The 25,068-nt window shown below is 71.6% G+C and carries 22 protein-coding genes; 12 read left to right on the top strand and 10 right to left on the bottom strand.

Annotation, left to right across the window (positions count from 1 at the left end; all coding sequences use genetic code 11):
* Positions 1–53 precede the first annotated feature (53 nt).
* Both BC793_RS23270 and BC793_RS23265 read right to left on the bottom strand, forming a co-directional pair.
* Entirely contained in the window at positions 54–1,106 is a 1,053-nt protein-coding gene (locus tag BC793_RS23270; RefSeq protein ID WP_109595593.1) for a lactonase family protein, read from the bottom strand.
* Between the two features lie 113 nt (positions 1,107–1,219).
* Complete coding sequence (locus BC793_RS23265; protein ID WP_109595592.1) at positions 1,220–2,008, bottom strand: hypothetical protein; 789 nt, start codon at positions 2,006–2,008, stop codon at positions 1,220–1,222.
* Between the two features lie 144 nt (positions 2,009–2,152).
* On the opposite strand from BC793_RS23265, the gene BC793_RS23260 reads away from it, so the two are divergent.
* Positions 2,153–3,724: an AfsR/SARP family transcriptional regulator gene (locus tag BC793_RS23260; RefSeq protein WP_158319334.1), complete on the top strand. Its 1,572-nt coding sequence runs from the start codon at positions 2,153–2,155 to the stop codon at positions 3,722–3,724.
* On the opposite strand, the gene BC793_RS23255 is transcribed toward BC793_RS23260, so the two are convergent.
* From BC793_RS23255 to BC793_RS23240, 4 genes are all read right to left on the bottom strand, one after another.
* Positions 3,721–4,320, bottom strand: a complete 600-nt coding sequence (locus tag BC793_RS23255) for a GTP-binding protein (protein ID WP_109595587.1) — start codon at positions 4,318–4,320, stop codon at positions 3,721–3,723. The two genes, BC793_RS23260 and BC793_RS23255, sit on opposite strands and share 4 nt — an antisense overlap.
* Entirely contained in the window at positions 4,301–4,612 is a 312-nt protein-coding gene (locus BC793_RS23250; RefSeq protein ID WP_239170272.1) for a DUF742 domain-containing protein, read from the bottom strand. The genes BC793_RS23255 and BC793_RS23250 overlap by 20 nt, the downstream gene beginning before the upstream one ends.
* Before the next feature lie 64 nt (positions 4,613–4,676).
* Positions 4,677–5,096 carry a roadblock/LC7 domain-containing protein gene (locus BC793_RS23245; protein WP_109595583.1) on the bottom strand — a complete coding sequence of 140 codons (420 nt, stop codon included), beginning with the start codon at positions 5,094–5,096 and terminating at the stop codon, positions 4,677–4,679.
* Positions 5,097–7,850 carry a nitrate- and nitrite sensing domain-containing protein gene (locus BC793_RS23240; protein ID WP_109595581.1) on the bottom strand — a complete coding sequence of 918 codons (2,754 nt, stop codon included), beginning with the start codon at positions 7,848–7,850 and terminating at the stop codon, positions 5,097–5,099.
* A gap of 339 nt (positions 7,851–8,189) precedes the next feature.
* On the opposite strand from BC793_RS23240, the gene BC793_RS23235 reads away from it, so the two are divergent.
* A complete protein-coding gene (locus BC793_RS23235; protein WP_109595579.1) occupies positions 8,190–8,804 on the top strand; it encodes a hypothetical protein in 615 nt (204 codons plus the stop codon).
* Between the two features lie 13 nt (positions 8,805–8,817).
* Entirely contained in the window at positions 8,818–9,681 is an 864-nt protein-coding gene (locus BC793_RS23230) for a hypothetical protein (RefSeq protein WP_109595577.1), read from the top strand.
* Between the two features lie 98 nt (positions 9,682–9,779).
* Here the strand turns inward: BC793_RS23230 and BC793_RS49705 are convergent, their stop codons facing one another.
* Positions 9,780–10,250: a hypothetical protein gene (locus tag BC793_RS49705; protein ID WP_158319333.1), complete on the bottom strand. Its 471-nt coding sequence runs from the start codon at positions 10,248–10,250 to the stop codon at positions 9,780–9,782.
* 219 nt (positions 10,251–10,469) lie between these two features.
* Positions 10,470–12,554 carry a M48 family metalloprotease gene (locus tag BC793_RS23220; protein ID WP_109595575.1) on the bottom strand — a complete coding sequence of 695 codons (2,085 nt, stop codon included), beginning with the start codon at positions 12,552–12,554 and terminating at the stop codon, positions 10,470–10,472.
* 91 nt (positions 12,555–12,645) lie between these two features.
* On the opposite strand from BC793_RS23220, the gene BC793_RS23215 reads away from it, so the two are divergent.
* Positions 12,646–13,917: a cytochrome P450 gene (locus BC793_RS23215; protein ID WP_109595573.1), complete on the top strand. Its 1,272-nt coding sequence runs from the start codon at positions 12,646–12,648 to the stop codon at positions 13,915–13,917.
* On the opposite strand, the gene BC793_RS23210 is transcribed toward BC793_RS23215, so the two are convergent.
* Entirely contained in the window at positions 13,880–15,286 is a 1,407-nt protein-coding gene (locus BC793_RS23210; RefSeq protein ID WP_109595571.1) for a beta-N-acetylhexosaminidase, read from the bottom strand. The two genes, BC793_RS23215 and BC793_RS23210, sit on opposite strands and share 38 nt — an antisense overlap.
* Positions 15,287–15,311: 25 nt before the next feature.
* Here BC793_RS23210 and BC793_RS23205 point away from each other — a divergent pair, with 25 nt between their 5' ends.
* The 4 genes from BC793_RS23205 (at position 15,312) to BC793_RS23190 (ending at position 18,030) form a co-directional block, all read left to right on the top strand.
* Complete coding sequence (locus BC793_RS23205; RefSeq protein ID WP_109595569.1) at positions 15,312–15,875, top strand: GNAT family N-acetyltransferase; 564 nt, start codon at positions 15,312–15,314, stop codon at positions 15,873–15,875.
* Entirely contained in the window at positions 15,850–16,356 is a 507-nt protein-coding gene (locus BC793_RS23200) for a GNAT family N-acetyltransferase (RefSeq protein WP_109595567.1), read from the top strand. Before BC793_RS23205 ends, BC793_RS23200 begins: the two co-directional genes overlap by 26 nt.
* Before the next feature lie 67 nt (positions 16,357–16,423).
* Positions 16,424–16,984 carry an RNA polymerase sigma factor gene (locus BC793_RS23195; protein WP_109595566.1) on the top strand — a complete coding sequence of 187 codons (561 nt, stop codon included), beginning with the start codon at positions 16,424–16,426 and terminating at the stop codon, positions 16,982–16,984.
* Positions 16,981–18,030, top strand: coding sequence for a hypothetical protein (locus BC793_RS23190; RefSeq protein WP_109595564.1), 1,050 nt, complete (start codon positions 16,981–16,983; stop codon positions 18,028–18,030). Before BC793_RS23195 ends, BC793_RS23190 begins: the two co-directional genes overlap by 4 nt.
* A 106-nt stretch (positions 18,031–18,136) precedes the next feature.
* On the opposite strand, the gene BC793_RS23185 is transcribed toward BC793_RS23190, so the two are convergent.
* A complete protein-coding gene (locus BC793_RS23185; RefSeq protein ID WP_170167260.1) occupies positions 18,137–19,090 on the bottom strand; it encodes a helix-turn-helix transcriptional regulator in 954 nt (317 codons plus the stop codon).
* 61 nt (positions 19,091–19,151) lie between these two features.
* On the opposite strand from BC793_RS23185, the gene BC793_RS23180 reads away from it, so the two are divergent.
* The 4 genes from BC793_RS23180 to BC793_RS23165 all read left to right on the top strand — a co-directional run bounded on the left by BC793_RS23180 (position 19,152) and on the right by BC793_RS23165 (position 25,001).
* Positions 19,152–20,075, top strand: coding sequence for an ABC transporter ATP-binding protein (locus BC793_RS23180; protein WP_109595562.1), 924 nt, complete (start codon positions 19,152–19,154; stop codon positions 20,073–20,075).
* Positions 20,076–20,077: 2 nt separating this feature from the next.
* Complete coding sequence (locus BC793_RS23175; RefSeq protein ID WP_109595560.1) at positions 20,078–20,815, top strand: ABC transporter permease; 738 nt, start codon at positions 20,078–20,080, stop codon at positions 20,813–20,815.
* A gap of 325 nt (positions 20,816–21,140) precedes the next feature.
* Positions 21,141–22,262 (top strand): magnesium and cobalt transport protein CorA, encoded by a 1,122-nt coding sequence (locus tag BC793_RS23170; RefSeq protein ID WP_109595558.1) that lies wholly within the window; start codon positions 21,141–21,143, stop codon positions 22,260–22,262.
* Positions 22,263–22,406: 144 nt separating this feature from the next.
* A complete protein-coding gene (locus BC793_RS23165) occupies positions 22,407–25,001 on the top strand; it encodes an MATE family efflux transporter (protein WP_109595556.1) in 2,595 nt (864 codons plus the stop codon).
* Positions 25,002–25,068 lie beyond the last annotated feature (67 nt).

Here is a 25,068-nt window from a genome sequence, read left to right as displayed (position 1 = left end):
ATGCCGGTTTTGAACATGTTTCGCAACCGACACGCCGCAATGTCCGAACTTCTCTATGGCCTGATCATCGGCGGATTCCACCGGAGTAGGCAGGTCGGAGTCGGTTCGCCGGTCGGTTCGCCCTGGAGACCGGGAATTCCGGTCTCCGGGTCGATGCGGAAAATGGTCACGTTGTGTGAACGTTGATTGGTTACGTAGAGGTGATCCCCGAGCAGCACCATGTGCCTCGGCCACACGCCGCCCACCGGCACCTCGGCGACCAACGTCACACTGTCGCCGTCCCACGCGAAGGTCGAGACGGTGTCCGGTCCACGGTTCGCCACATAGACGAACCGGCCGTCCCGGCCCATCGTGATCTCCGACGGGAAGACCTGGCCGTCGGAGGTGCTCGCGGCGATCTCGCCACGCGGTTCGAGCACCGGAGTACCGGCCGGGCGGTACCAACTGAGCGTGCCACTCAGCTCACCGACCAGCAGCAGGGCGCCGTCGGCCGATCGCAGCAGATGCCGCGGACCGGTGCCCGGCTTCGCCTCCACCGCCGGCTCGGGAAGACCCAGACGGCCGGTGTTCGGGTCCAGCCGGGATCGCCACACCCGGTCCGACCCCAGATCGGAGATCAGCACGTCGGCACCGTCCGGAACCACCTGATGCGCGTGCGGGCCGGCCTGACGCTCCGCATCCGGGCCGGTACCGGACAGCGTCAGCGAGTCGCAGCGCTCACCCGGCACACCCTCGGCGTCCAGCGGGTGCACCGACACCGATCCGCTCGCGTAGTTCGCCACCACCAGGTGCCGGCCGTCGGCGGTGACCGCCAGGTGACACGGATCCGCGCCGCCGGTCGGCCGGACCGTCAGCGGGGTCAGGGAGCAGTCCGGTGCCACCGAGAAGGCGGAGATCGTGCCCTGTTCCAGCTCGTTCACCGCGTACAGGACCGGGAGAGTGGGGTGCTGCGCCAGGAAGGAGGGCGACGGGGTACGGGCGGCCAGCCCCAGCCGGGTCAGATCCCCGGTCACCGGATCACGCCGCAACAGCGTGATGCCGTCCCCCTCACCTCCCTTGTCACCGGTGTAGCAGCCGACGAAGACGTACTCATGGCTCGAACCCATGCGTCGATCCCACCACATGACGCCGGGAACGCACGGCATGACACCGCCGCCGGCGGCGCGGACCCCCGTTAATCGCCCGCGCAGCCGGCGGCGGTGCCGCCGGTCCTCCCCGATCAGCCGTTCAGGAGCTCGTAGGCGTCCGCGGGGGCGGCGACCGCGCCCGACGGTGCGGTGATCGGGGACGCCTTGCCATACTGGTCGTAGACGACCTCGTAGGTGCTCGCCTTCGCCTTGCCGGCGGCCGGGATCCGGACGACCGCCTTGATCACCCGGCCTTCGCCGTCGAGGGTCACCTCCAGCGGTACGGCCTTCGCCTTCGCACCGAGGGCCTTGAGGGTGTCCGCGTCGACGATCTCGGCGTCGGTCGCCCGGGTCAGGTCGGTGGTCCCGGCGTACGTGCCGCTGCCGGTCTCCTTGAGGTCCGCGCCGGCCGTCAGCAGCGTGCTCACGAAGCCGGGGTCGGTCTCGCCGGCATAGGTGAGGTCCTCGGACGAGTCCTTGGAGAGTCTGCCCCGGTCCAGCTTCATCCACTTCTTCGGGAACTTCGGCAGGCCGGCCCCGGCCGGGGCGTTGTCGAAGGAGATCTTCGCCCAGGCCTGCTTCTCGATGACCAGGAACCTCATCGTCAGCGTCATGTCGGAGTCGGGGATCTTCTCGAAGAAGTCACTGGTCACCGACTTGTTCGGGGCGTCCAGCACACCGGTGAACGACTGCTGCGCGCCCTTGACGGAGTAACGGAACGCCGGGGTGGCGCTGCCCGGCACGCCCTTCGCCAGGGTGGTGGCGGCGGAGACCTGTTCCACGGTCTCCTGCACGGTGCCGGTCGCGCCGCACCCGCTCAGGCCGGCGCCGGCGATCAGCAGGGCGCCGGTCAGAGCCAGGCGCTTGGTGAGAACGTTCATCGTCTTGTCTTTCCTCACGGGGTCCGCGGTGCGTTGATGGACAGAGACTCCTGGGAACGACTGCCGATGCGCTGCGGCTATGCTGCTGCCGGCTGCCGTTCCGCTGCCGTCGACGGGAAAGAGCAGGTCAGACAGGGGGTGCCGGTGACCGACCAGTCCGGGTCCGGCCCGCTGCGGTTCGAGGTGCTGGGCCCCGTCCGGGCCTTGAGGGACGGCCGGCAGATCGACCTCGGTCCGGCGAAACAACGTGCCGTCCTCGCCGTGCTCCTGCTGAGCACCGGCAGGCCGGTGCCGACGCACCGCATCGTGGACGCCGTGTGGGGTGACGATCCCCCGGAGAACGGCACCAACGTCGTGCAGAAGTATGTGGCCGGCCTGCGGCGCGTGCTCGACCCCGACCGGTCCCCGCGCACCCCCGGCGAACTGCTGACCCTGACCGACGGCGGGTACGTGCTGCAGGCCGGCGCACTCGACGCCGAGGACTTCCGTAACCGGCTGGCCCGCGCCGACGCCGAGCGCCGCGCCGGTCGCCTGGAGGAGGCCGCCCGGATCGCCCGCGACGCGCTCGACCTCTGGCACGGTGAGGCCCTCGGCGGTCTGACCGGCACGATCTTCGACTCCGCCCGGACCCGGCTGATCGAGGAGCGGGCCAGCGCCTGCGAGCTGTGGGCGGAGATCGAGCTGTCCCGGGGCGGCTTCGCCGGGCTGGTGTCCGAACTGTCCCGGCTGGTGCAGGAGTTCCCGCTGCGGGAGGCGCTGCGGGCACAACTGATGATCGCGTTGTACCGCAGCGGACGACAGGGCGAGGCGCTCGCCGTCTTCCGCGATGCCCGTGAGTACCTTCTGGACGAACTGGGCGTCGAGCCGGGCGAACGGCTCCAGGAGACACACCGGCGGATCCTGCGCAACGAACCGGTCCCGGCCGATCCGCTTCCACCGGCACCGACCGCCCCGGTACCGGTCGCCGCCGCACCGGTGTCCCCGGCTTCGACCGCGGTGCGGCCGCTCTCACCGCAGCCGTATCCGCCGCAGCCCCATCCGTACCCGGTGCCGCTGCCCGGCGTCCCGCTCCCGCCGCGCCGGGACGGTGTCCCGTGGGCCGAGGTCGTCCTCGCCGGGCTGCTTCCCGTCGTCACCTGCGCACTCGGTAGCTGGGTGTACTTCGCGTACGCGACGTTCCAGCGGCGGACCCTCCGGGAGGCGATCACCCTCGCCTGCTACCTCATCGTCTGGGCCACCGTGATCTTCCTGTACACGGTCGACCCCAGTCCGTTGGAGGCCGAATACACCAGCCCGTCCGAGGACGCCGCCCTGATGCTGCACCTGCTGCTCGTCCCGGTCTCCGCGGTGCACGGGGCGATCCTCGCCGCGCTGCCCGGCGACAGCCGGCGGGCCCGGGCGCAACGGCACATGGCGCGCCAGTTCGCGCTGATCAACCCGGCCGGCGCCCGACAGGCCGGGATCGGGCGGCCCGACCTCCTGCGCACCTTCGACGACGGCGGGCTCGTCGACCTCAATCACGCGCCCGGACCGGAACTGGCCCGGCTACCCGGGATCAGCCCGATCGAGGCGCATCACATCATCCTCGACCGGTATCAGCGGGGGCCGTTCACCAGCCCCGGCGATCTGGCGCAGCGGGGCCTGCTGCCGGCGAGAACGGTGCGCCGGCTCACCCCGTGGCTGGTCTGCGTCCCGCCGGAGCAGGTCGCGCTCTAGCGGGTGGCCGCGGCGGCCATCTGGCGCCGTGCCACGTACTCCACCAGCTCGATCAGCACGTTGCGCGCGGCCACCTGGTCGCGCGCGTCGAAGAGGACGACCGGGACACCCGGGTCCAGGTCGAGGGCACGGGCCACCGCCTCCGGCGCGTGCTGGAGTTGGGTGTCGAAGCAGTTCACCGCCACCACGAACGGGGTGCCGCGCTGCTCGAAGTAGTCGATCGACGGGAAGCAGTCCGCCAGCCGGCGGGTGTCGGCCAGCACCACGGCGCCGAGCGCACCCTGCGACAGTTCGTCCCACAGGAACCAGAACCGGTCCTGGCCGGGCGTACCGAACAGGTAGAGCTGAAGGTCCTCGGTGATGGTGATCCGGCCGAAGTCCATGGTCACCGTCGTGGTGGTCTTGGTCTCCACGCCGGAGACGTCGTCGGCGCCCTCGGCTCCGGTGAGGATCTCCTCGGTCTGGAGTGGCCGGATCTCACTGACCGATCCGACCATCGTGGTCTTTCCCGCCCCGAACCCACCCGCGATGAGGATCTTGAGAGCGACGGGAATGCGCGACGATCCGCCGTTACGGTCAGAGCGCACGGAGTCCATTGACAACCGCCTTGAGTACGTCGACGTCATGCGGCTGCGAGGCAGCCGGGGGTTCGTACAGCGAGATCAAACCCGCTGAGCGTAGATCACCGAGGAACACCCGGACGACACCGACCGCCAGGTCGAGCTGAGAAGCCAGCTCGACCACGGAGATCGGCTCCCAGGCCGCTGCCACGATGGCGTGGTGCTCCGGCTGCAACTGCCGGCCGGAGGTGAGGTCGGGCACCGTCGCCACGACGAACGCGACCAGGTCGAAGTCGCAGTCCACCGGAGCGACGCGTCCCCCGGTCATCGCGTAGGGACGCACCACCGGGCCCGCGTCATTGTCCAGCCAGTCGTGAGTCACACGCGGCTGCTCAGTAGACGTCGGACGGTGTCATTACCGACCGTTCCGGGGCAGCCATGGTCTGACCGACCCGGGTCACCAGCATCGCCATCTCGTAGGCGATCAGGCCGAGATCCGCGTCGGCGGAGGCCAGCACCGCCAGGCACGCGCCCTGACCGGCGGCGGTGACGAAGAGGAAGGCCTCCTCCATCTCCACCACCGTCTGGCGGACCGGCCCGGCCTCGAAGTGCCGGCTGGCCCCTTTCGCCAGGCTCTGGAAACCGGCCGCCATCGCCGACAGATGCTCCGCGTCCTCGCGGTCCATCGCCGCCGAGGCCCCCAGCATCAGGCCGTCGGCCGACAGCACCACCGCCTGGTTCGCGGTTGGCACGCGTTCGACCAGGTCGTCGAGGAGCCAGGTGAGATTCGCGCTCTGCTTCGTCTGTGCCACTTATGCGTCCTTCTCCAGCATGAGGTTCTCCCCGGGACCATCGGCGTGCTCGCCGTTCACGCCGGCCTCCGGCCCGGATGGTGCTTTCTGCCCGTCCGCCGCGGGGTCCGCGGAAGCCGGGAAACTGACGTTAGCGGCATCGGTGATCGTCGCGTCGTCAGGCTGCGCGGTGTGTCCGGCGGCCGGCGGCACGGACCCGGTGGGTTCGGTGCGGGCCGCATCGGCGCGGCCCCGGGTGGTACCGGTCTGCAGGGCGCTCATCAGGGAACGCACCTGCTCGGGGCTGCGGGTCGGGGCGGTCGGCTCCGGTTCGACGACCGGCTTGCGCAACTGCGGCGCCAGGTTCGCCTGCCGGACCCGCCGGGGCAGCCCGTCGTCCCCGATGATCTCACCGGTGGTCTCGCCGGGGATCTCGGCGGTCTTCTCCTCGGCCGGGGCGGCCGCGCCCATCATCGGGATCACCTGCGTGACCTCGGCCGGATCAGGCTCCACCTCGGCGGGTGCCGCCGGCGCCGAGTTGCGGGGCACCGCTCGGGGCATCACCGGCAGACCCGCGGCCAACTCGTCGAGCACCGACAGGTCGACCTTCTTGTCCGTCTGGGCGGAGCCGTTCACCGCGGGCGCCGGCAGCGTCGGTTTACGCACCCGTCGCCGCTGCACCAGGCCCTCCGCGCTCAGCTCGGCGGCGACCGTGCTCGGTGCCGGACCGGTGATCTCCGGCGCCGTACGGTGCTGACCGTTCAGCGACGATGCCTCCGCCGGCGCCGCGGCGATGGCCGGGACGTCGTCGGGCGCCGGGCCACGGCCGGTGCCGGTGAGCTGCGGCAACTCACCGCTGCCGGGCCACGGCGGGGTGGCCGGCTCGTCGGTGCGGCCACCGAACCCGGCCACCAGTTCGCCGGGGACCAGCACCACCGCGGTGATGCCGCCGTACGACGAGGCGCGCAGCGAGACCCGGATGTTGTGCCGCTGGGCGAGCTGGGCCACCACGAACAGGCCGAGCCGGGCACTGTCCGCCGGGTCGAAGTCGGGCGGCTCCACCAGACGGCGGTTCGCCTCGGTGATCGCCTCCGGGGTCATGCCCAGGCCGCGGTCCTCGATCTCGACGACATAGCCGTTGGGCAGCGCCTGGCCGGTCACCTGGACCCGGGTGTGCGGCGGGGAGTAGGACGCCGCGTTCTCGATCAGTTCGGCCAGCAGGTGGATCACGTCGCCGACGGAACGTCCGACGAGTGACGAGGAGGCGATCGTGCGGATGTCGACCCGCTTGTAGTCCTCCACCTCACTGATGGCGCCACGCACCACGTCGATCACCGGGACCGGGTTGCGCCAGCCGCGGCCGGGCGCCGCACCGGCGAGGATGACCAGGTCCTCGGCGTGGCGCCGCATCCGGGTGGCGAGGTGGTCGACCCGGTACAGGTCCTCCAGCTCGCGCGGGTCGGTCTCCCGGCGCTCCATCTTGTCCAGCAGGGACAGCTGGCGGTGCAGCAGCGTCTGGCTGCGCCGGGCGATGTTGAGGAAGACCTCGTTGATACCGCGCCGGACGTTGGCCTCCTCGACCGCGGACTGCACGGCCGTCCGCTGCACGTCGTTGAAGGCGCGGCCGAGCTGGCCGATCTCGTCCTGGCCGTACTCCAGCGGGGGCGTCTCCGCACCGACGTCGACCATCTCGCCGCGCTGCAGCCGCCGTACCACCGTGGGCAGCCGCTCGGAGGCCAGCTCGATCGCGTCGCGCCGCAGCCGGATCAGGCGCCCGACGAGCGAGCGGCCGAGCCGGACCGAGACGTAGACCGAGGCGCCCAGGGCGACCAGGCCGAGCAGGGCGGCCAGACCGAGCTTGCCGAGGATGTCGACGGCGAACGGGGTGGCGTCCTTGGACACCTGCGCGATCGTGCGCTCGCCGAAGAGCCGCAGCTCCTGGGCCGCGTAGTCGTACGCGTGCTGCCACTCGGTGCCGGAGACCGGGGGTGCGCCGCCCGCGTAGTTCTGCGCCAGCAGCTTGTTCTGAAGGATGTCCAGGTCGATGAAGGTCGGGTGGATGATCAGCCGGGCGTAGTCGTCCTGTGAGCTCTCCGGCATGTCGGCCACACCGGAGCCGAGCAGGTACCGCTCGACGCCGATGTACTCGATGAGGGTCTCGCGCGTCTTGTTGTCGATCCGGCCGCCCGCGTTCGCGCCGGCCAGCAGCGCGTCGATGCGACTCAGATACTCCAGGCCGCGGAAGGTCGCGATCAGGCCACGGATCTCCCGGTCCACCCGGTCGTTGAAGAACACCGCGGCGGTACGGGAGACGTCGAACGCCAACTCGATGATCGAGTCGTACTTCTGCACCAGGTAGAGGTAGCTGGTCCGCCGCTCGTCGACCTCCTGGCGGAGCGGGCCCAGCTCGTCGACCTTGGTCAGGAACTCGCCCACCTCGATGCGCAGATTGTCGGTCATCTCGGTCTCGGCGGCGGCCCGGCGGAACTCGTCGATGATCCGGTCGGTGGTGTCGCGTTCCCGGCCCAGCTCGGTCTTCGCCGGGCGGGTGGTGGCCTGGTAGATGGCCGAGAAATGCCGCTCGCGCTGCAACTGTGCGATCAACCGCAGTCCGGGATCACCGAGTTTCTGCACCGCGTCACGCGCGTTGAGCAGGGTGAAGGCCGGGCCGGCTGTCACCGCGGTCGCGAAGATCCAGATCGCGAGCAACGCGGACAGCGGCACCGCGACCATCGCGATGATCTTCGAACGGATCGACCAGTTGCGGCTTCTCATCAAGCTCCGCCAGAAGGGGTTCGGCAGGGAACGATCAGCGGACCACCCGTGGCGCCGGCCGCCGTGAACGGGGGAACGACCGGTACGCCCGTGGCGAACGCTGGCAAAGAATACGTAATGACGTCCGTCTCAGCTAGCGCCCGACCCCGCCGGATCGCGGCCCTCTCTCCTGTTTGTCCAGGCAGAACGGGTCGCGATCTTTTTCTCACTGATCGTCGGGCTTACGACACTGTGCCCCCGCACACTGCCCGATTACGACCCTGGTGCGCGCAGTTCGCGCGGACGGGATTGGCGCGTGGTGCCGGATGGGAATACAGGGACCGAAGAAGGAGGAACCTGATGTCCGACACCGCCACCATCGTCCTGATCGTCGTCGTCGTCCTACTGGTGCTGGCCGCGATCGTGTTCGGTGTCCAGGCCGCGCGCCGTCGCCGGCTGCGGCAGACCTTCGGCCCCGAGTACGACCGTGTGGTCGCCGACACCGGCAACCGCACCGATGCGGAGAAGGAGCTGCTCGAACGCACCAAGCGGCACGCGCAGCTCGAGCTCAAGCCCCTCTCCCCCGAGTCGCGCACCCGCTACTCCGCCGCCTGGGAAGAGGTCCAGATCCGTTTCGTCGACGACCCGCAGGAGGCGGTCTCGACCGCTGACGAGCTGGTCACGGCACTGATCGCCGAGCGGGGCTACCCGACCGGCGACTACGACGAGCGGTTCGCCGACCTGTCCGTGGAGCACGCCGCCACCCTGGAGCACTACCGCTCGGCGCACGACATCAGCCGGCGCAGCCGCGACGGGCAGGCCGAGACCGAGGACCTGCGCCAGGCGCTGGTCCACTACCGGGCCCTCTTCGCCGACCTGCTCGGTGAGAACCCGGTCGCGCACACCACCCCCGCGCCGCGGCCGGCGGCCGAGGACACCACCCGCCCCGACACCACCACCGAACCCAGCCGCTGAGGAGGCACCGACGATGCGCTTCTTCTCCAACGAGGCCCAGGACAACGTCGACGACAAGACCGACCGCCCCGCCGACCCCGACACCACCGCCCCCCTCCCGCAGCAGCGGGCCGGTTCGCCCTGGCAGCACGACACCGACCCGGCATCCCCGTCCGCCGCGGCGGACACCTCCACCGTGGGCGACACCCCGGCCGGCACCGTCCGGCCGGACGACGACCCGGACCGCACCCACCGGATCCCGGGCAGCGCGGACCCGACCGTGGCGTTCAGCGACGAGGTGGCCCGCGATCGCGGTATCGACGGCGACCACGACACGGCGCCCAAGCACAAGCTGCCGGACGACACGGCACCCAAGCACAAACTGCCCGACGACGGCGAGCCGGACCGGAACGAGCCGGTCGTGGGTGAGCACCTCAAGGACACACCGGACAAGGGCGACCCGGACGAGGTCCACCCGGACCGGGACGAGCCGGTCACCGGCGAGGAGCGCAAGGACGACACCACGGTCGACGCGGCGCTGGACGACCGGGGCACGTTCGACGACCCGCACCTCACGCACGAGGCCGACGCCGACTCGCGGCCGGAGGTGACGCCGGTGGCGGCTACACCGGCCGGAACCGGCCCGCTGCCGTTCTTCCCGTCCGCCGACACCCAGCCGCTGCGCGACCGCTGGCGCGACGTGCAGCTGCGCTTCGTCGACGACCCGAAGGGCGCCACCACCGACGCCGCCGGTCTGGTGGACGAGGCCGTGGACAAGCTGTCCCAGGCTCTGCGTGACCACCGCGGGTCGGTCGCCAAGGGCACCGACGACACCGAATCCCTGCGGGTGGAGCTGCGCGGCTACCGCGACATCCTGGATCGCCTGCTGGGGCTCTGACCCCCGGCCGACGAGGAGGGGGAGCCGGCCGGCTCCCCCTCCTCGCTCATTCCGGGACCGCGGACGCCGAGCCCATTCCGGAACCGCGGACGCCGAACTCACTCCGGGACCGCGGACGCCGACGACGAGACGGAGTTGCTGGGCTCGACCGACGGCGTGGTCGAACCGCCGGCGGACGGGTCGGCCGACGGATTCGACGAGGACGACGAGGACGAGGACGGGGGCGTGGCCGAGGTGGGCGTCGGCACCGGTGGCGGAGGCGCGGGCGGCACGGTCCGGCTGGGCAGAGACTCACCGGTCGCCACCGGGGACGGCTTCACCGACGTGGCCGAGGTGGCCGGCGTGAGCGGCGTGTACGTGTACGTGATCAGTGGCTCGTCGTCGTCCGGCAGCTCGCCCGCACCGGCCCCGCCGAAGTCCATGTCGACGCCGGGGAACTGCTCACCGACCGGCGCGGGACGCTGACCGGGGGCGAGATTGACCGCGCCGAGCTGGGCACCGAGCCACAGAGCGGGACCGACGCCGACCGCGAGTATGGCTCCGAAGAGCGCCAACGGCCCTCGCTCCATGCCGGCCCCTTCCCGCGTCGCCCGACGATCGTCTCGCCTCGTCCGGCAGCATGCCTACCCATTCCGGACGTACATGAAGCGAACAAATCGTTGGGGTAATTGTGACCCGAAGTGACGTTCCGGTTACCCATCCGTCGCACACGCGACTGCGTGCACTTTCGGGTACGGGAGCGGGCCCCGACGGGTTCAGCCGATCACCTCATCGGGTTGGAGCGGGCCTCAGCGGGTCCCGGCGAGGAAGGTCACCGCCTCGTCCCAGGCCGCCCATCCGCCGGGCAGTTCATCGGTGTCGAACGCCGAACGCAGGCTCAACTCCCCGCCCGCGCGCATCCCGAGCGTCCAGCCCTTACGCCGACCGGGCACTGTGGTCACCCCGGCGACGTCGGCGAACGGCACGAACCGTCCCCCATGGGGCGGCGCAAGCCCGTCACCCGCGGGGGCACCGGCCGGTTCACTCTCCGGCGCCGCCATCCCGCCGACCGGCACACCGTCCGCCGCGATCCTGGTCAGCCGCCGTTTCGACTCCGGTCCCCGGCCTCGCGGCAGCCCCGGCACCAGCAGCAGGCCGAGATCGGTGATCAGCACGTCGGTACGTGCCCCGTCCGCCGACAGGTTCACCAGTCCACCGAGGACCCGGGCGCGCGCCGAACCCGGCCTGGACGCCGCCGCGGCGAGGTCCACACCGGCCTCGGTCAGACACTTCCGGACCGCCTCGGTGGTCTCCGGGTCGGCCGCCCCGGCCGCCAGCTCGGCGAGGTTGAGGTAGGTGCCGTCGGCGCCGACCACCTCGGCCGCGCCGGTCCAGCTGTGCCGCCAGCGGGCCACCCCGCTGCGCAGCGCGGCGAGGGCCAGCATCAGGCCGAGCAGCTCGACGATCCGCGCGGTGGTCTCCTCCGCCGGCGCCTCCGGGAACACCGCCTCGGCGGCTGTCCGGAGCCGGCCGTCGGCGGCGAGGTCGAGCAACCGCCCGGCGTCCGGGACCGGGCTGCCGACGGCCCGGGAGATCGACGTCAGCGCCGCCTCGGCTTCCCGTTCCATCTCGGACGTACGGGCGACGCTGAGACATTCGTCCCAGCTCACCACGGCCCGCCCGCCCGGCGGGAAGGCGACGGCCTGCAGCGCCCGCCCGAGCGCCGGCAGATCCGGCACCAGATCGTCGGCCGGCTTCTCCTCGACCGCCGCCGGTGCAGAGGACCCGGCCGGGTCCGGCGAGGGCGACCCGGCGGCATCCGGCTCCGATGCCGCGGGCGACGGCGCGGCCGGGATATCCGCAGTGGACGACGAGGAAGGCGCGGAGGCCGTGGGCGGTGCGGAAGGCGTCGACGGTGCAGAAGATGCAGACGATGCGGCAGGCGTGGAAGGCGAGGCCGACGAGGGTGACGTGGAGAGGGCGGCGATCCGCTCGGCCAGCGGCGGATGGGTGTCCCACGGCCCCGACGGCTCCGGATCCCGGGCGCGGAGCATGGTCATCTCGGTGGTCCGGGCCGCCAGCACCCGCAGGAGCCCGCCGAACACGTCGTCCGGCACGAATCCGGCCTGCCATCCGGGCCCCACGTATTCGGCGTGGAACAGCCGCTGCATCCCGGCCAGCGCCGGCAGGTCCCGCAGCGCCGCGACGGTGGCCGCGGTCCCGGCGTGCGCCGCGGCGATCCGGTCGGCGGCCAGTTCCTGGGCGCGGCTGAACGGCGTGTCCATCCGGCGGTAGAACCCGGCGTACATCCGCAGCAGGATCCCGGCCGGCCCGCGCCGGGAGATCCGCGGCATGGCCCGGCCGACCGCGATCCGGCCCCGGTAGGCGAGCGGCGCCCACCGCCCCAGCGCGGCCGACCCGTGTGCCAGCTCGTGCGTGACGACGGCGGTCAGCCGGTCCGGCTCGAGCGCCTGGAGCAGCGGCAGGCCCAGGTAGAGGTCACGGCGCCCGCCGATCAGGCCGAGCAGGTGGGTGCGCTCGCCGAGGGCCACCGTGGCGTCGGCGACGACGGTCATCCCGGCCGGCGGGGCGACCCCGGCCGCCTTCGCGGCATCGTCGACCAGTTCCCACAGACGGGGCGCCTGGTCGCGGCCGACGGCCACGCCGGCGGGGGTACGGTGCCGGCTGTGCAGGGCGCGCCAGGTGGCGTACGCCAGGGTGCCGAACGTGGCGAGGCTGAGCGGCGCGCCGATCCGTAGCGCGAGTGAGCCGGGCAGCAGCCACAGCACCGCCCAGAGGGCGGCCAGCACGACGGCGAGCTGCGCTCCGGCGACGACGAGGAACCCGGCCAGCGCGGCAGCCGACCGCCCCGCCCCTGGTGCACCCTTGCTCAACCCGCGCTCCTCCCGCCCGGTGGGCCACCCAGACTAGGGCCAAAACCGTGCGTAACCGTTTCGTGCCCGCGCTGTGGGTAATACGACGGCTATGGCTGACCTAGATCAGACACTGGCCGTCGCTCTGAAGGGGTACGCGTGGCTGCCGGATCTCCGCCGCCGGGCGGGTGGCGGACCGGTCCGGACCCGGGTGATGGGACAACCGGCGGTGGGCGTCTGTGGTGCCGCCGCGGCCCGGTTCTTCTACGCGCCGGGCAACCTGGAGCGGCACACGGCACTGCCGGGCCTGGTGGTGCACACCCTCTTCGGTGCGGGCGCGGTGCACACGCTGGACGGCGACGATCACCTGCGGCGCAAGGCGCTGTTCACGTCGCTGCTGTCGGGTGACGGCATCGACCGGCTCGCGAAGATCGCCGGTGAGGAGTTCGACGCGGCGGCCGACGGCTGGCGTGGCGGGCCGCCGGTGCGCCTGTTCGACGAGTCGGCGCGGGTCATCGCGCGGGCGGTGTCGCGCTGGGTCGGCATGCCCTTGGAGGATCGCGAGATCGTGACCCTCGCCCGGGACTGCGTCGCGATGGTGGACGGGTTCGCGACGGCCGGTCCCCGCGCGGCGCGGGCGCTGGTGGCACGACGGGCCCAGGAACACCGTCTTTCGAAGATCATTTCAGGGGTACGCGAGAAGCCGCTCACCACGAGCCCGTTGTCGGTGATCGCGCACCACAGCGACGACGGCACGCCGCTGGACCCGCGGGTCGCGGCCGTCGAACTGCTGAACGTCATCCGCCCGGCGATCGCCGTGGCGTGGTTCGTCGCGTTCGCCGCGCACGCCATGGACATGTGGCCGCGGCACCAGTCCCGCCTACGGGCCGGCGACGACGAATACACCCTGGCGTTCACGCACGAGGTGCGGCGCTTCTACCCGTTCGCCCCGTTCCTGGGCGGCCGGGCCACCCGTGACCTGTTCTTCCACGGCGAGCCGATCCCGGCCGGGACGCTGGTGCTGCTGGACGTCTACGGCCAGAATCACGACCCCGAGCTGTGGACCGATCCGTACCGCTTCGACCCGGACCGTTTCCTCGATCGCGAGATCGGCGAGTTCGATCTGATCCCCCAGGGCGGCGGCGATCCCCGGACCGGGCACCGCTGCCCGGGCGAGAAGATCACCATCGCGCTGCTGGGCACGCTGTCGCGCCGGCTCGCCGCACTCGACCACTACCTGCCGCCGCAGGACACCGGGATCGATCTGTCCCGGATCCCGGCACGGCCCCGCGACCGGATCCGCCTCGTGGTGCCGGAGCACCGGATGTCGGCACCGGTGCCCGCGGTCAGTGCCAGTCGATCTCCGGTGAGCGGTGAAAGCTGATTCCGCCGGCGGTCCAGCGGGGACCGAAGGCGGCCAGCCGCTCCCGGAAGGACTGCCAGTCCCGGCCGTCCCGCGGTGACCAGGCCACCTCGGCGACCGCGGGCAGCCGCGGGAAGGTGAGATAGCGCAGGTCGTCGACGCTGCGCAGGGTCTCCGACCAGAGCGGTGCCTCCACTCCGAGGATGGCGTCCTCGCCGACCCCGGGCAGGCGCTCGGCCGGGTCCCAGTCGTAGGCGCGCTCGACGCTCAGATGCCCGGCCCAGTCCAGCCCGAGCGGGGTGTCCGCGTCGTACTTCATGTCGAGGTAGGTGCGGTCGGCCGGGGAGACGATCACCCGGCGGCCGTCGGCGGCGGCCCGCGCCACGGCGTCGTCGGTGGCCTCGATCCGCCAGTACTGGACGACCGCGTCCTCGGGCAGGTCGACGCCGGCGATCTCGTGCCAGCCGATCACGCTCTTGCCGAACCGGCCCGGGATCGGCAGCACCCGCTCCAGGAACGTGCGGTAGTCCTCCGGCGGCGTGGAGAGGCACTCGTCGCCGCCGATGTGCAGATAGGGGCCGGGGGTGAGGCCGGCGACCGTCTTGAGCACGGTCTCGACGAAGGTGTACGTCTCCTCGCGGCCGGCTACCAGTGAGGAGTAGCCGACCTCGGCGTCGGTACGCGGCGCGACCGGCCGGCCGTCGGCGGTCAGCTCCGGATAGGCGACGTGTACCGCGTTCACGTGGCCGGGCATGTCGATCTCAGGAACGATCGTGACGAACCGGTCGGCCGCGTACGCGACGACGTCGGCGTAGTCCCCGAGGGTGAGAAAGCCCGGCCCGGCCCCGTCGACGCCGGTGCCCGGGCCGCCGCTGACCTCGGTGAGCCGGGGCCAGCCGGGGATCTCCAGCCGCCAGCCCTGGTCGTCGGTGAGGTGCAGGTGCAGGTGATTGATCTTGAACTGGACCAGCAGGTCGACGTGCGCCTTGATCTGCGCGGGGGTGAAGAAGTGCCGGGCCAGGTCGAGCATCGCGCCGCGGTAGGCGTACCGCGGGTGGTCCTCGATGACACCGCCGGGCAGCTCCCGGCCCAGCTGGCGCAGCGTCTGCACGCCCCAGAAGACGCCCTGCGGGGAGCCGCCGGCCAGGGTCACGCCGGTGGCGGTGATCTCCAGGCGGTAGGCCTCGGCGGGGAGCGCCTCGTCCAGCGCCAGAGCGATCGCGCCGTCGGCGGCCAGGGGCAGGCCCAGGTGCGCGGCGACGCCTTCGAGGGGTGGCGGGGCGCTCACCGCCGTACCGCCGTCGATGATCGCGAACGATGCGGCCGGGACCGGCCGCACCGAGGCCGGTCGGGGGATAACATCGCCGAGTCGTTGCGTCCGATCGCTCACTCTGAAGATTGTAAACAGTTAGGCTATGACGACCATCACACGTCTCGCTCGCGCAGGTGACGAACCGGTCCTTCACGACCTGGCCGCACGGACGTTCGGGCTGGCCTGCCCACCCGGCACCGCCCAGGCCGACATCGACGCGTTCGTCGCGACGAACCTGTCGGTGGCGAGCTTCGCCGGCTACCTGGCCGACCCGGCGCGCATCCTGGTGATCGTCTCCGTCGACGGCGAGCCGACCGGCTATTCCATGCTGGCCGGCGGCCCGATCACCGACCCGGACGTGGCCGCCGTGGTCGAGCAGGCCGGCAGCATCGAGTTGAGCAAGTTCTACCTGGCGCCGGAGCGGCACGGCACCGGGGCCGCGTCCGCGCTGATGACCGCGACGCTCGCCGCCGCCTCCGGGACCGGCGCCGCGAGCTGCTGGCTCGGCGTCAACCAGCGCAATGTGCGGGCCGCGAAGTTCTACGCCAGGCACGGCTTCGAGATCGTCGGGGTGAAACGGTTCCGGGTCGGCTCCGAGTGGCACGACGACCACATCCGGCAGCGCGCCCTATCCTCGGCGGATGGCAGTGGTACGAGCGGCTCGTGACGAGGACGCCGAGGCGATCGCCGACATCTGCGCACGGGGTTACCGGCGGACCTATCCGGCCCTGCTGAGCAGCGCGTTCATCGAGCGCATGATCGCGGAGTTCTACCAGGTGGAGCGGGTGTCCAAAGAGGTCCCCGCGGCTCCTCCCGGCTGGCTGGGCTACCAGGTCGCCGAGGAGGACGGACGGGTCCTGGGCGCGGCCGGCGGCGGTCTCCTCAGGCCCGGCGTCGGCGAGCTGTTCGTGCTCTACCTCGATCCGGACGAGCGCGGCCGCGGCCTCGGGACCCTGCTGCTGGACCGGGTCACCGGGCAGTTGCGCGAGCTGGGCGCCACCGAGATGTGGGTCGCCGCGCTGGACGGCAACGAACTGGGCATCCCGTTCTACGAGGCGCGTGGCTTCCGCAAGGTCGAACGGCGCCGCACCTACGGTTCCACCGAGGCCGACAACGCCTGGTCGTGGCGGTTCTCCCGGCCGATCTGACAGTCGGCGTGAACCGGATCGGCCGTTGCGGGCATCAACGGGTGTGAACGACCTACGCTCGTTACCGATGCACCTCGCCGACGACGTGCTGATCCAGGAATCGGTGCGGGAGCCGGAACAGTTCGCGCCGCTGTTCGACCGGCACGCCGTGGCGATCCACCGCTATCTGGCCCGCCGGATCGGGGCGCCCGCGGACGACCTGCTCGCCGAGACGTTCCTGATCGCCTTCCGCAGACGGGCCGCCTACCAGCCACTCGGCCTGGAGGTACGGCCCTGGTTGTTCGGCATCGCCACCAACGTGCTGCACCGGCACGTACGGCAGGAGGAGCGGCACTACCGGGCGCTGGCCCGGGCCGCCCGGGAGCAGCCCGCCCCGCACGACGACGAACGGGCCGACGAGCGGGTCGACGCCGCGGCCCTCCGCGCCGATCTGGCCGCGGCGCTGGCGAGACTCAAGCCGGGCGACCGCGACGCGCTGTTGCTTCTGGCCTATGCCCAGCTCTCGTACGCCGAGATCGCCACCACCCTGGGCATCCCGCTGGGGACCGTCCGCTCGCGGATCAACCGGGCCCGCAAGGTGACCCGTGCCGTCCTCGCTGTCGCCATGCCCTCGGAGGGAGAGAAATGAACGACCTGGAGCTGCTCGACCGATACGGCCCGGACGCCGCTGACGTGTCCGATGCGGCGCTGGCCTCGGCGCGGGCCCGGCTGCTCGCCGGCATGGACCCGGCCGCCGTCCCGGGCCGCCGGTCGTTCCCGGCCCGCCGTCTGGCGATCGCCGGGCTCGCCCTGGCCGGTGCGGTGACCGTCGCCGTCGTGGTGATCCCCCGCCCCGCCGCCCGCCCGGACGCCGCACCCACCACCACGCCGCCGACCACGACCACCGCTCCCGCCAGTCCCGGCACCGGCACCGGCACCGGCACCGGAAGCGGAACCGGGACCGATGCGATCCGCCTGGTGGCAGCCACGGCTCCGGCCTTCCCGTACACGATCTCCGGCCTGGGCGACGCGGTCTTCACCGCCGACCCGGGTGGCCCGGTGATCGCGGTCTACCTGGCCGAGGACCGCAGCGACGTCTATCTGAACAGCACCACCGAGGACGATGGTGGCGCGCTGTCCGGTGCCGGTGTGATCGACGTCGAGATCGACGGCCGCCCCGGCCGCATCGTGGCGTTCAACGGGACCGCCGACGACGGCCGCCCTCCGCTCACGCTGGTCTGGGAGCATCGCGACGGCGTGTGGCTGCGCCTGACCGGCCAGGGACGGTACGGCACCCCCGGCGCCCTGATCGACCTGGCCGGAAAGGTCCGGGACCGGCCGCAGCGGCTGCACTTCGAGGTGACCGTGGGACTCGTCCCGGACGGCTGGGAACTGGCCGCCTTCAAGGACGAGGCGATCCTGATGTACCGCGATCCCGTGCACCCGGAGACCGACTTCCACGTGCAGTGGGCGCCGAGGTCGAAGCCGCTCTTCCGGGCGGCGGAGATCGACGGCCTGGAGAAGGCGACGAAGGTGACCGTGCAGGGCCGCCCGGCCGACCTCTTCCGGGCCCGCGACTTCTGGATGGTGCAGACCCGTCTCGCCGACCGCTCGATCGTCCGGGTGATGACCCCACGGACCTTCACCACCGAGCAGGTTCTCCAGCTCACCGCGTCGGTGCGCCGCAGCCGGTGACATCTATATAAGCGCTCACTTAAACATGACAGAAATTTGTCGTACCCCGTCGCTAAGTTCTTCCCTGCGGACCGGCGCCACGGGGGCGCCGGTCCGTCCATAGTCGTCAGCCCGCGTGCCGCACCAGGGCCTCCCCGGTGCGGCGCGCCAGGTCACGCAGCTCATCGGGCGACTCCACGGTGAAGGGCACGGCCAGCACACCGAGCACCATCACCGGCCAGCCCAGGTCGTCGACGTTCATCCGCAGCCGGCAGCCGCCCTCCGGCAGCTCCTCGGCCCGGCCCCAGTTGCCGACGAAACCACGGATCGTCGCGGCATCGGTCTGGATCACCACCGACACGTCGTAACGGCTGGGGATGGTCCGCATCCGTGAGCGCAGCCACTCCACCGGATCGCCGCCGGGCAGCTCGCGCGGGCGGAACCGCGCGCCGGTCGGCTCCGGGGCGGTGAGCCGGTCCACCCGGAAACTGCGCCAGTCGCCGCGATCCAGATCCCAGGCCACCAGATACCACCGGCGGCCCAGCGACACCAGCCGGTGCGGCTCCACGTGCCGGCGGGCGGCCTCGCCCTCCCGCGGGGCGTAGTCGAACCGCAGCCGCTCCTCACCGCGGCACGCCATGGCGAGGGTGGTCAGGGTGAGCGCGTCGAGAACCGGGCCGCCACCGAACACCCCCGGCGTGGTGACCGCCTGGAGCGCGTCGATGCGGCGCCGCAACCGGGGCGGGAGCAACTGGATCACCTTGGCGAGCGCGCGTACCGAGGTCTCCTCGAAGCCGGCGACCGCGCCCGCCGCGGCGCTGCGCAGGCCGACCGCGATGGCCACCGCCTCCTCGTCGTCGAGCAGCAGGGGCGGCATCGCCGCCCCGGCCTGCAACTGGTAGCCACCGGCCACGCCGCGGGCGGCGTCGACCGGATAGCCCAGCTCGCGGAGCCGGTCCACGTCGCGGCGCAGCGTCCGGGCGCTGACCTCGAGGCGGTCGGCGAGTTCGGAGCCCGGCCAGTAGCGATGGGTCTGCAGCAGCGACAGCAGCCGCAGCATCCGTGCACTCGTGTTCGCCATGGCTCCAGACTCTCTTTCATTGCGGTCAGAAAGTGGCCGCAGTGAATCCTATCGTCGGAGCATGATTGAGACGCGAGAGCTGACGAAGCAGTTCAAGGACGTCCGGGCGGTCGACGGCATCGATCTGACGGTGGCCCGGGGCGAGCTGGTCGCACTCCTCGGGCCCAACGGAGCCGGCAAGTCGACCACCCTGCGGATGCTCACCACTCTCATCCCGCCGACCAGCGGCAGCGCCCGGGTGGCCGGTTTCGACGTGGCCCGGAAGCAGCGCGAGGTACGCCTGCGGATCGGCTACATCGGACAGGGCAACGGCGCCGGGCACAGCCAGCGCGGCCGGGACGAGCTGATCAGCCAGGGACGGGCGTACGGCCTGCGGGTCCCTGCCGCCCGGAAACGCGCCGACGAGCTGATCGACTCCCTCGGGCTCGGCGAGGTCGCGAACCGTACCGTCTCCACCCTCTCCGGCGGTCAGCGCCGCCGCCTGGACATCGCGATGGGCCTGATCCACGCGCCGGAGCTGCTCTTCCTCGACGAGCCGTCGACCGGGCTGGACCCGCAGAACCGGGCCAACCTCCAGGAGCACATCCTGCGGCTGCGCGCCGAGCACGGCACCACGATCGTGCTGACCACGCACTACCTGGACGAGGCCGACTCGATGGCCGAGCGGGTGGTGGTGATCGACCACGGGCGGATCATCGCCGACGACACCCCGCAGCAGCTCAAGGCCAAGCACGTCGGCGATCGCGTGATCCTGGGCTTCGACTCCGAGCAGGCGGCCGCCCGCGTACCGGACGGGACGCGGGACGGCACCGTGGTGCGGATCACCAGCGACGACGGACCGCGGCTCGCCGCCCGGCTGGCCTCACTCGGGCCGGTCTCGATCGAGGTCGTCCGCCCGACCCTGGACGACGTCTTCCTCACCCTGACCGGCCGCAGCCTGCGCGAGGACGTCGCGGCTCCCGCTCCCGCCCTTCTGGAGGCCTGATCATGACCTCGCTCCTCACCGACACCCGCGTCGTCTTCAGCCGCGAGCTGCGGCCGGTGGTCCGCGACCCGTTCTCCGTGATCTTCTCGATGGTCCAGCCGCTGTTCTTCCTCGGCCTGTTCGCGCCGCTGCTGCCGGGTGACGGGTCGTTGCAGTGGTTCGTACCCGGGATCATCGTGATGTCGTGCCTCTTCGGCTCGTCGATGACCGGCTCCAACCTGCTCTTCGAGATCCAGACCGGCTCGCACGAACGGATGCTGGTCACCCCGCTGCGCCGGCCCGCACTGCTGATCGGCCGGGCGCTCAAGGAGATCGTCCCGATGCTCGCGCAGGCCGTCCTGATCGTGGCCGTCTGCATCCCGTTCGGCTTCCGGCTGCATCTCGGCGGGGCGCTGCTCGGGCTGCTCATCCTGGCCGGGTTCTGCATCGGGCTCGGGGCGCTGTCGTACACCCTCGCCCTCGCCTCGAAGAACACCGAGTGGCTGTTCTGGACCGTGCAGCAGACCCTGCTGTTCCCGCTGCTCCTGCTGGCCGGGGTGCTGCTTCCGCTGGACGACGGGCCGGGCTGGCTACAGGCGCTTTCCAAGATCAATCCGATGACGTACGTGGTGAACGCCGAACGCGCCCTCTTCAACGGTGAGGTGCTCACCCGGCACACGCTGGCGGGTCTCGTCGCGGCCGTACTGGTCGGCGCGCTCGGCCTGTTCGTCGGAGTCCGGGCGATGCAGCGCTCCGACTGACCGACCCGCCCGGCCGACTCCCGGGGCCGCCCGGCCGGTTGCCGGGGCCGTCCGGCCGGTTGCCGGGGCCGCCCCGCCGGCTGTCGGGTCCCGCCGGTTGCCGGGGCCGTCCCGCTGGCTGTCGGGTCCCGCCGGTTGCCGGGGCCGTCCCGCTGGCTGTCGGGTCCCGCCGGTTGCCGGGGCCGTCCCGCTGGCTGTCGGGTCCGGGTCCGGGCTGGCTCTCACCGCTGTCTTAAGCGCGCCGAGACAGCGGTGAGAGCCAGCCGGGACCCGGACCGCTACCTTGTCCCTCGCAGCTCACGGCGAGGTGGAAGGTGGCGGGCCGATGCTCGGTCGCTCACGGGAACGGACCGACGGACGTCGGAGGTTGCTCCCCGGCGCGGTCAAGGAGTTCCTGACCGCACTGACCCGGCCGGCCGAACCGGGGGCGGGCCCGCGCTCCGGCAACCCGGACGCCATCGTCGACTGCGCGGTCTACGCCGGCGGCCTGCGGCACGGCGGTGCGGCGCAGGTCCCGTTCGCGGACGCGGCCCGCGTGGCCCGGCGCCGCCGCGGCGCGTTCGTCTGGCTCGGCCTGCACGAGCCCGACCTGGCCACCATGCGCCCGGTCGCCGAGGTGTTCGGCCTGCACGAACTCCTCGTCGAGCAGGCTGTCGCGGGCGGCCACCGGCCCGGCGTGCAGACCCTGGGCGACGTCACCCGGCTGGTGCTGCGGACCGCACGCTACGTCGAGCACGACCGGCTGACCGCCACCTCCGAGGTGGTGGAGACCGGCGACGTCACCGTGCTGATCGGCCCCTGGTTCGCGATCACCGTGCGGCACGGCCCGGTCGGCCCGCTCTGGGCGGTCCGCAACGAGTTGCAGAGCCGCCCGGAGGTGCTGCGCCAGGGGCCGTGGTCGGTGGCGTACGCGGTGGGCAGCCGGATGGTGGACAGCTACCTCGACGTGGCCGAGCACGTGGAACGGGACCTCGAGCGCATCGAAGAGGAGACCTTCGCCTCCGTCCGGAGCTCCGAGTTCGCCCACATCTACCAGCTCAAACGGGAGATGGTCGAGTTCAAGCGGGCGGTGCTGCCCCTTGCCGACCCGCTGTCCCGGCTGATCGATTCGCCGGATCTCCCGGCCGGGCTCCGGCCGTACCTGGAGGACGCGCGCGGGCGGCTGGCCCGGGCCGTGGACCGGGTCGGCAGCTTCGACGACCTGCTCAACTCGGTCCTCCAGGCCCGGCTGGCGCAGGTGTCGGTCGACCAGAACCACGACATGCGCAAGATCGCCGCGTGGGCGGCCATCGCCGCGGTGCCGACCGTCATCGCCGGCATCTTCGGGATGAACTTCGAGGTGATGCCGGGGCTGAAATCGCCGTACGGCTTCTACGCCTCGATCGCCGCGATGTCACTCATCGGCGGTGGGCTATATCACCGTCTGAAGAAGTCCGGCTGGCTCTAACTACCCAGAGTCACTACGCCATCGTCCGCCGAATCGCCCTTTTTCCGAGCTAGACGGACAGGCGACGGCGTGCGTACCGCCCTACCGATGAACACGGCGAGTTACTAAGTTTCGTAACTGAGTCGATCATTGGGGGGAATCAGCGTGACGGCAACCCACGCCGCACCACGGCACGCCGGGCCACGACCGCCGGGTGGCCGCGGCATCTTCACCGCTCTCAAGGGCCACGTCGACCTGTTCCTCAACGCGGGCTCGCTGATGGCGACGACCCTCGTCACGTCCGCGTTCGGGTTCGCCTACTGGTGGGTCGCGGCCCACCTGGCCCCGCAGGCGGCCGTCGGCCAGGCGTCCGCCGCGGTCTCGGCGATGACCCTGATCGGCACGATCGGCATGTTCGGCATGGGCACCATGCTCATCTCCGAGCTGCCGTCGGTGGCCCGCGGCAAATGGGACCTGATCTCCACCTGCCTGCTCACCGCGGGAACCGCGGCCACCGCCGGTGGACTCTTCTACGTCCTGGCCGCCCACCTGTGGGCGCCGAGCCTGAAGGACGCGCTCGGCGGTGGCCTCGGCACCGTCCTGCTGGTCGTCGGCATCGCCCTGAACGCCATGACACTGGTCCTCGACGAGGCCATGGTCGGCCTCCTGCAAGGCCCGCTCCAGCTGATGCGCAACGCCTGGTTCTCCCTGATCAAGCTGATGCTGCTCGGACTGGTGGCGATCATCCCGGGCCTCGCGCTGACCGGCCCGGTGCTGCTGCTGACCTGGGTGGCCGGCATCGTCACGTCGACCGCGATCCTGTTCCGGGTGCTGCGCCGGCGCGGCATGATCGACTCGCTGCGCCCCCGGCCGTCGCTGATGCGCGGCCGCGGCCGGGCCACCTTCGACCACAACCTGCTGAACCTGGCCACCTACCTGCCCCGGGCCGCGCTGCCGCTGATCGTCACCGCGACCCTGTCGGCGGAGGCCAACGCCGCGTTCTACACCGCGTTCATGGTGCTGTCGTTCATGGCGATGGTGCCGGGCAACGTGGCGCTCACGCTCTTCGCGGTGACCGCCGGCGACCGGGGTGCCCTACGCGGCAAGGTCCGGGTGGGCCTGCTCATCTGCCTCGGCGGCGGCCTCCCGGCATCGCTCGTGGTGTTCCTGCTGTCCGAGCAGATCATGGGCCTGTTCGGGGCCGGCTACGCGCAGTCGGCGGGCCAGGCGCTCGCCATCCTGTCGCTCACCTACATCCCGTTCGTCTTCCACCACTTCTTCCTGGCCATCTCCCGGGTGCAGAACCGCCTGCGCGGCGCGGGGATCTTCTCGGTCTTCGCCGGCGTGACCGAGTTGCTGGCCGCCTGGTGGGCCGGCACCCACGGCGACCTGAACGACCTGGTCACCGCGGTGGCCGTGGTGATGGCCGTCGAGACGGTGCTGGTCGCCCCGACCGTGCTGAAGGTCGTCTTCGCCCCGGTCGCCGACATGTCCGCGGTATCAGAGGGAGTCAACGTCATGTCCACCACCAGCCTGACCCTGCACGAACGTGCCTGGCTGCCCCTGGAGTACATCCGTACCGTCGGCCCGCTGACCGGCGTCGACGCGGCCCGCGTCCGCAACGCGCTGATCGGCCTGCACGCCGCCGACCCGACGCACCGGGCGGTCTCCCGGCTGGACCGCTCCGGCGCCAGGTGGCAGCACATGGACGCCGCGTCGTTCGCCGGCTGGGTACGGGACGCGGTCACCGACCTCGGGCCCGGCCCGGTCGACTTCGACGCGATGACCCGCCAGTTGCAGGCCGAGCCGCGCGCCCACCACCCGGTGCGGATCCTGGTCGGCGGCGGATACTTCGCCCTCAAGGTGTCCCACGCCTACGGCGACGCCGGCCCGGTCAACACACTGGTCCACGAGCTGGTCCAGGCGGCGTACGAGGGTCGCGCGGCCCGGATCGCGCCGTCGAGGCGGCACCGGACCGCGCTGCCGAAGGCCTGGTGGAAGCAGTTCGGCCGGCAGCCCGCCCGCTGGAAGGACGGACTGAGCTTCGCCCGGCCGCCGCACGTCGAGGAGGGCCCGGCCCGCCCCTGGCAGGCGGACCTGACGGTGACGACGGCCCGGTCCGGCCAGGTGCTCGGCCAGATGCGGACCTGGCGCGACCAGTACGCCCCGGGCGTCACCACCTCGGCGATCACTTTCGCGGCGTTCACCTCGGCGCTGATCGAACTCGGTCTCAACCCCGACCTGCGGGGCGGCACGTTCCTCGCCGACGCCCGCCGGTACCTCGATCCCGGTGTCAGCATCGACAGCAACTTCTGCATGGGCCCGTACCTGACGCCGCCGAGCCTGACCGACCCGCTCGCCATCCACCGGACGCTGAAGGCGGAACTCGCCACCGGGCGGATCCTGACCATGATGCTGCTGCGCGAGGGCAAGATCCTGCTGACCGGCGCGCCCGGCATGCCGGACCCGTTCCCGTCCGAGATCACGGTCGAGCCCCGGCCCCGGCTCACCTTCAGCAACCAGGGCCGGCACGACATGCTCAGCGACCTGCCATGGGCGGTCGAACCGGCGAGCCGGATCAACCAGAGCGTGCCGACACTCAACGGCCCGGAGGGCATCACGCTGACCACCAGCGAGATGAACGGCGTCCTGCACCTGGAGGCGACGTTCCACGCCAGCACCTACCACCCGGCGATCGTCGCCCGGGCTCTGGAACTGGTCTGCGCCGACCCGGCCGGATTGATCATGGCGCGTCGCTGAAATGCATTAAAGATCGACCGGCAATCGTACGGCTACGTGAAGTGACGCCCGATCGGAATTCCTGATC

It is taken from the genome of Actinoplanes xinjiangensis, assembly GCF_003148685.1.
Lineage (GTDB): Bacteria > Actinomycetota > Actinomycetes > Mycobacteriales > Micromonosporaceae > Actinoplanes > Actinoplanes xinjiangensis.
Note: the sequence above shows the minus strand (reverse complement) of the source record. Positions and strands in the feature narration are given on the sequence as shown.

What these genes read in the sequence shown, in the direction of transcription:
- BC793_RS23270 (WP_109595593.1), bottom strand. Translation starts at nt 1,106, where the DNA reads ATGGGTTCGAGCCATGAGTACGTCTTCGTCGGCTGCTACACCGGTGAC.
- BC793_RS23265 (WP_109595592.1), bottom strand. Translation starts at nt 2,008, where the DNA reads ATGAACGTTCTCACCAAGCGCCTGGCTCTGACCGGCGCCCTGCTGATC.
- BC793_RS23255 (WP_109595587.1), bottom strand. Translation starts at nt 4,320, where the DNA reads ATGGACTCCGTGCGCTCTGACCGTAACGGCGGATCGTCGCGCATTCCC.
- BC793_RS23250 (WP_239170272.1), bottom strand. Translation starts at nt 4,612, where the DNA reads ATGACCGGGGGACGCGTCGCTCCGGTGGACTGCGACTTCGACCTGGTC.
- BC793_RS23240 (WP_109595581.1), bottom strand. Translation starts at nt 7,850, where the DNA reads ATGAGAAGCCGCAACTGGTCGATCCGTTCGAAGATCATCGCGATGGTC.
- BC793_RS23235 (WP_109595579.1), top strand. Translation starts at nt 8,190, where the DNA reads ATGTCCGACACCGCCACCATCGTCCTGATCGTCGTCGTCGTCCTACTG.
- BC793_RS23230 (WP_109595577.1), top strand. Translation starts at nt 8,818, where the DNA reads ATGCGCTTCTTCTCCAACGAGGCCCAGGACAACGTCGACGACAAGACC.
- BC793_RS49705 (WP_158319333.1), bottom strand. Translation starts at nt 10,250, where the DNA reads ATGGAGCGAGGGCCGTTGGCGCTCTTCGGAGCCATACTCGCGGTCGGC.
- BC793_RS23215 (WP_109595573.1), top strand. Translation starts at nt 12,646, where the DNA reads ATGGCTGACCTAGATCAGACACTGGCCGTCGCTCTGAAGGGGTACGCG.
- BC793_RS23205 (WP_109595569.1), top strand. Translation starts at nt 15,312, where the DNA reads ATGACGACCATCACACGTCTCGCTCGCGCAGGTGACGAACCGGTCCTT.
- BC793_RS23200 (WP_109595567.1), top strand. Translation starts at nt 15,850, where the DNA reads ATGGCAGTGGTACGAGCGGCTCGTGACGAGGACGCCGAGGCGATCGCC.
- BC793_RS23195 (WP_109595566.1), top strand. Translation starts at nt 16,424, where the DNA reads ATGCACCTCGCCGACGACGTGCTGATCCAGGAATCGGTGCGGGAGCCG.
- BC793_RS23190 (WP_109595564.1), top strand. Translation starts at nt 16,981, where the DNA reads ATGAACGACCTGGAGCTGCTCGACCGATACGGCCCGGACGCCGCTGAC.
- BC793_RS23185 (WP_170167260.1), bottom strand. Translation starts at nt 19,090, where the DNA reads ATGGCGAACACGAGTGCACGGATGCTGCGGCTGCTGTCGCTGCTGCAG.
- BC793_RS23180 (WP_109595562.1), top strand. Translation starts at nt 19,152, where the DNA reads ATGATTGAGACGCGAGAGCTGACGAAGCAGTTCAAGGACGTCCGGGCG.
- BC793_RS23175 (WP_109595560.1), top strand. Translation starts at nt 20,078, where the DNA reads ATGACCTCGCTCCTCACCGACACCCGCGTCGTCTTCAGCCGCGAGCTG.
- BC793_RS23170 (WP_109595558.1), top strand. Translation starts at nt 21,141, where the DNA reads ATGCTCGGTCGCTCACGGGAACGGACCGACGGACGTCGGAGGTTGCTC.